The sequence below is a fragment of the Sinorhizobium sp. GQ132 genome (assembly GCF_059758575.1).
The window spans coordinates 1-5,249 of sequence record NZ_JCAXDX010000032.1; the positions used below are offsets into that span (position 1 = coordinate 1).

Annotated in this window: 5 protein-coding genes; 2 read left to right on the forward strand and 3 right to left on the reverse strand. The window is 63.1% G+C overall.

What is annotated here, in order from left to right:
* Nucleotides 1-407: 407 nt before the first annotated feature.
* The 3 genes from AC6CIG_RS29455 to AC6CIG_RS29465 are packed head-to-tail and all read right to left on the reverse strand — an operon-like array spanning nt 408 to nt 2,265.
* Entirely contained in the window at nt 408-1,319 is a 912-nt protein-coding gene (locus AC6CIG_RS29455) for an NAD-dependent epimerase/dehydratase family protein (protein WP_018098569.1), read from the reverse strand.
* A gap of 33 nt (nt 1,320-1,352) precedes the next feature.
* Nucleotides 1,353-1,808, reverse strand: coding sequence for a carboxymuconolactone decarboxylase family protein (locus tag AC6CIG_RS29460; protein WP_411922418.1), 456 nt, complete (start codon nt 1,806-1,808; stop codon nt 1,353-1,355).
* Between the two features lie 40 nt (nt 1,809-1,848).
* The gene (locus AC6CIG_RS29465; RefSeq protein WP_018098571.1) at nt 1,849-2,265 is read right to left on the reverse strand and encodes a cupin domain-containing protein; all 417 of its coding nucleotides are present in this window, start codon (nt 2,263-2,265) and stop codon (nt 1,849-1,851) included.
* 120 nt (nt 2,266-2,385) lie between these two features.
* Here AC6CIG_RS29465 and pdxR point away from each other — a divergent pair, with 120 nt between their 5' ends.
* Nucleotides 2,386-3,810: a MocR-like pyridoxine biosynthesis transcription factor PdxR gene (gene pdxR / locus AC6CIG_RS29470; RefSeq protein ID WP_498324362.1), complete on the forward strand. Its 1,425-nt coding sequence runs from the start codon at nt 2,386-2,388 to the stop codon at nt 3,808-3,810.
* 439 nt (nt 3,811-4,249) lie between these two features.
* Nucleotides 4,250-4,450, forward strand: coding sequence for a hypothetical protein (locus AC6CIG_RS29475; RefSeq protein ID WP_498324363.1), 201 nt, complete (start codon nt 4,250-4,252; stop codon nt 4,448-4,450).
* The last annotated feature ends 799 nt before the right edge of the window (nt 4,451-5,249 follow it).

The following is a 5,249-nucleotide window of genomic DNA, read 5'->3' on the forward strand; positions in this document are numbered from 1 at the left end:
ACCGCCATCAAAGCCATACTCGCCCAGATCTCCAAGCCGGCGGCGACGGGGACAATGCCTGGTATGCTCGTGAGAAACTCGCTCATTCAGCAAACGGCCTCGCGTACTGCTCCAGCGTATTCAGAGTTTCCTGTAGGCCCCGGAATGCTTGAGGGCCAACGTCGCCGGCTTGGTAGGTCTTGTCCTGGTCTGTATTACTTTCGGAAGAACTTAGAGCAGAATTTCCGTATAGAGTTCCGACGCGCCGGGCTCGGGATCATTCGTGGCGAAATTCGACGCCTTGTTGACGGTCTCGCGCGCCTTGCCTTCGATGATAGTTCATTTTTTCGGAAGCGGCAGCAGCCCGCGCTTTCGACGAAAGAGCCGGAAAGCGCGGGCCGACTTCATCCGGTTGCCCCTGTCAGCGATCAAGCACTCTTCCACAGAAGCGGCCGCGGTGCGAACCCGAGTTCAGCCTTCGCCCGGCCGTTGGAGGCTCCGGTCAGGCGGGTGTGGTAGTAGACCGCTTCCTCGCCGGCCGTCTTCAGCGCATCCTCCACGCTCACGCGCTTGGGCTCCGGCGCATCGACCCACCGGGCGAAGGCCGGCAGCCATTCGGCGACGGGCAGCGGATCGTCGTCGACGACATTGTAAATCCCAGGCTCGGCGTTAAGCGATGCGACCGTCGCGGCGATGGCGTCGTCGATGTGGACGAAGGACCAGACGGCATTGCCTTCGCCGATGATCGCCGACTGGCCCTTGCGCGCCTGATCCGCGATGGCTCCCTCCGGTCGATACCAGGTGTTGGGACCGTAGAAGAAGCCGTAGCGCAGTACGACGCCGTCGAGCGATGGCGAGGCGAGCACCCGGTCCTCATAGGCGGCGATGGTGCGCGTGCTCTCGCCGATCTCGCCGGGAGCGTCGTGTCTCAGCTTGGCGGTCTCGTCCGCAAGCCCTCCTGCCGGCGCCTCCAAGTAGAATCCACGAGACTGCATGATGTAGCGGCGGACTCCCAACTTCTCTGCCGCGGCGATGAGATTGGTGCCGCCCTCGCGGTGAAGGCGCGTATCGTTGGGCATCGCCTTGATGATGTCGGCAGGGTTGGCCGGAAGCCAGGTGAGCTGATCGATCACCACGTCCGGCGCTGCCGCCTCGATCGCGCGATAGACCGCCTCACGGTCGAAGGCATCGGCGAAAGACACCTCGGCCCCGAGCTCGCGCAGACGATCCGGACCCTGACCGGGACGCGTCATGCCAGTCACCTGATGGCCAAGCGTCGCGAGCGACCGTACAAGCGGCAGGCCGACGGCGCCAGTGGACCCTGCGACAAAGATCTTCATAGCCAATTCCTTGGTTGGGGCGCTTTGCCCGTCTTAATTTTCCAGCGCAGCCTGTGGCGTCTTGCGGAAACTGATCGCCAGGCGATTGTAAGTGTTCATCAGGCCGATCGCGATCGTCAGATCGACGAGTTCCCGCTCCTCGAACACGGCATGCGCCGCCTCATAAGCTTCGTCCGGGACGTTGGTCTCGGCCACGCGTGTCACCGTTTCGGCCCAGGCGAGGGCCGCCCGCTCACGCGCGTCGAAGAGATTTCCGGCTTCCGCCCATGCCTGCACCAGCGCGATTTTCTCGACCTTCTGCCCTTTTTTCAAAAGGTCGCGGGTGTGCATGTCGAGGCAGTAGGCGCAGTTGTTGATCTGCGAGATCCGAAGATAGACCAGATCGACCAGCTCCGAGGGGAGACTGCTCTGCATGATGTAGCCGTAGACTCCGCCAAGCGCTTTGACGCCGGCCGGTGCGATCTGGTTGTAGTCGAGACGCTTGCTCACTGTTCTGTTCCTTGGAAGTGTTCTGTCGGTGAACGTCGGTTCACTCGATGTTGGTGGTCAGTTCCTTTTCGTCGGTATCGGCGACGAAGACGGCGAGCAGCTTTGCGGACTTGGTCTTGCTCGCATTGCGGCTGATGAGGTGGTTGGCCGCCGGCGGCTCGTACCAGCTCTCGCCGGCGCGATAGGTCTGCGTCGGGCCATCATTCACCTTCGACTCGATTTCTCCGGACAGGACGTAGGCGAAGATGAACGACGAGTCCGCATGCCTGTGCGGGGCCGAAGTTCCACCCGGCGGATAGTCGACGATGAGCGCGGTCAGCGTTTTGCCCGGAATGTTGGGTATCGCCTTTTCGAAATGGGGCGTGACAACGTCGCCGGGGTCATGCGCCGCGGCAGGCATCGCGGTGGCGATTGCGAGGGCAGCGCCGGCGGCGCCAATGAATGATCGTATGGTCATAATAGCGGTTCTCCTTTAGGTTTGATCACAATGACGTTTCTTCCTTGCCCCCTAGAAATGACGTGCTTCTGGTTCTAAAAAAAGCACCAAGAACCGGCAAAAATCGTGTACCAGGAGAGCATGGACAAGCCGCTACAGTTGGAGCTCGACCGGTCCGCGAAGACGCCGCTGACCGAGCAGATCCGCAGGGGCATCAGCACCGCGATCGAAAGCGGGGTGCTCGCGCCGGGCGCGCGGCTACCCTCCTGGCTGGATCTCGCGGCCCAGCTCGGCGTTGCCCGCGGCACAGTGCGCACGGCCTACGAGAAGCTCTCCGCCGCCCAGCTCATCGTCGCATCGCGCGCGGGCGGAACCCGCGTTGCGGATCGGCCTGCCGCCATCGACCGGGTCGAGCAGCCACCCGAGCCCGGCTCGTTCCTGGAGCGGTATCTGGAGATGACGGCGGGGCCGGCGATCTTCCAGATGGGCGTGCCTGCGCTCGAAACCTTTCCCGCGACACTCTTTGCCAGGATCCGCTCACAGGCCGTCCGCGCGGAATCGAGCGCCCCGGCGATCTATCCCGACCCGCGCGGCGAATTGGACCTGCGGCGGGAGATCGCCAGCTATCTTGCCGTCGCGCGGGGCATCGAGTGTTCCCCATCCGAGGTTATGATCACCGCCGGATTCGCCAGCGGGCTCGGACTGGCACTGCGCGTACTCGGGCTTGAGGGGCGGAAAGCCTGGATGGAGGATCCCGGGTTCCCGTTCACCCGGCGAGGCTTGGAGCTCGCGCGATTGTCGCTCACGCCGATTCCCGTAGACGCCGATGGAATCGATGTCGGCCATGGCTTCCACCATGCCCCGGATGCAGCGCTGGTCGTCGTGACAGCGGGGCAGCAGGCGCCGCTGGGGCGCACCCTGTCGTTGGCACGCAGACTGCGCCTGCTCGACTGGGCAGCCCAGACCCAAGCCTGGGTCATAGAGGACGACTATCTCAGTGAATTGCAGCTCAATGGCCGGGCGGCACCGGCGCTTGCCTCGCTTGATCGCGCCGGGCGCGTTGTCCACATAGGCTCCTTCAGCAAGACCATCAGCCCGGCGTTGCGGCTCGGCTTTCTCGTCGCGCCGCCTGCGCTGGCATCGCGTTTTGCGGAGGTCGCGGCCTGTCTTGCGCCGCCTCCGGGGCCGGCGGTGCAGCTCGCAACCGCCGAATTCATGCGCGAGGGCCACTACATGCGGCATTTGAGGCGCACGAAGCGCGTCTACTCAGCCCAACGGGACGCCTTGCTGAAATGTCTTCCGCCGAATGCCGGGGAGGCGGCTGTCGCCGGTTTGGCCGTGCTGGTGCGCCTGCCAGACGGCGCGCCGGACGTTGCCATCACACGGGAGACGCTTGCATTCGGGATGGCCCCGGCACCGCTCTCCGTCTGGTATGCCTCGCCAAATTCCGCAAAGTCCGGCTTGCTCTTGGGGCTCGCAACAGCGCCACAAAGGCAACTCGAGAGATCCTGCGACCGCTTGCTTGGACTCATAGGCGCCTCACGTGAGGGCTGGGGAGTAGCGTGAAAGGGGCCGACGCTGAGTCAAGGGCGAAATCCCGTGCGATGGGACAGATTGCATCGCGCGCCATCTTCAGATCGCGCAGGCGAATTCTCGACGATTCGCGCTGGAGTGCTTTCGTGGTGGCACGTTCGCGAGGAAGGTCTCGACGTCAGCGAGCTTGCGGGCGCGAGCAGGTGAAGGCGGTCTTCACCACGCCCTCTATGCACAATTCCAGGGTGACGACGATGAGCGCAAAGCGCCGGCGAGCGCTCGTCGAGGTCGTGGGAGCGCTACGACCTCGCCATCATCGAGGACGACGTCTACGGACCGATGCTCGGCGAACGTGCGCCGGCGCTCTTCACCATGCCGCCGCACCGCACCTAACACATCTCGGCGCTGTCGAAGGCGTTGGCGCCGGGCCTGCGCGTCGGCTATCTCACATGCCCCGCCCGGCCTTGCGCTGGTGACGGCCGAGGCGATCCACACGACCTCCTGGATGCCGGCGCCGGTACCTCTGCTGGTGGCGACGCGCTGGCTGGAAGATGGCACGGCGAAATCGATCCTGAATGCGCAGTTGACGGAACTGCGCGCCCGCAATGCGCTCGTCGCCGCTTTGCTTAGCGGCAACAGCTTCGGTTCCGATCCGCGGTGCATGTTCAGCTGACTACGTTTGCCGGCGCCCTGGCGCTTGGAGGATTTCACCGCGACATTGAACACGCACGGCGTCACCGTGATGCCGGCCCGTGCCTTTGCCTGCGACCGGCAGCCGGTCGAGGCATTCCGTACGCATCCAACATCGCCTGCGCCTCGTCGCTTGCCGACCGGCCGCGGGCGCTGATCTTTCGGCGTATTGAAAGCTTACGCGTCGGGACAACACCCAGATTTACTTTGAAGCAGACTGCAAGACCGTGGAGGAGCGGGAGAGCATCGAAGCGGCAAAACAGAACGTGATCGTCGTCTCCGCGCGGCTCGTCGGTCTCGCAACCGCGCTGTATCTGCTACGGGATGGCCACAGACGTGAGGGTGATCGACCGCGAGCCGCCGCTCGATGTCACTTCGTCACTCGTCTCCGTATCGCGACGTGCCTGATCGTATGATCGTCGACGGAACCACGTCTTAGCCATGTTTGGCTCAGCTGGTTGGTTTAAGAGGCTGAGTGAGCCAAATAGCATCCGATGGTTTGGCGCAGATTTTGGCTCATGATTGCTGAATAGCTTTCTGTTTGCGCCGATTAGGGGAGTCTGTAACGTGTACCACTCCGAGCACCCTCCGGCTTCAATTTTTCATCCCTAACCAACTATTCGACGCTTCTCGGGAATCCGGGACCGTGGGATTTACAGCCCAACCCGTTTTGTGAATGTGTGAATGTCTCCAATCTTTCCATTGCAGATACCGGCCGACGTCTTCCGATGTTGGTCAGATCGTGAGCGCAACGAATGGCCCACGGCTTTCATGATTGACGG

Bases quoted from the DNA above. Each gene is read 5' to 3' on its own strand.
- AC6CIG_RS29455 (WP_018098569.1), bottom strand. From the start codon at position 1,319: ATGAAGATCTTTGTCGCAGGGTCCACTGGCGCCGTCGGCCTGCCGCTT.
- AC6CIG_RS29465 (WP_018098571.1), bottom strand. From the start codon at position 2,265: ATGACCATACGATCATTCATTGGCGCCGCCGGCGCTGCCCTCGCAATC.
- pdxR (WP_498324362.1), top strand. From the start codon at position 2,386: ATGGACAAGCCGCTACAGTTGGAGCTCGACCGGTCCGCGAAGACGCCG.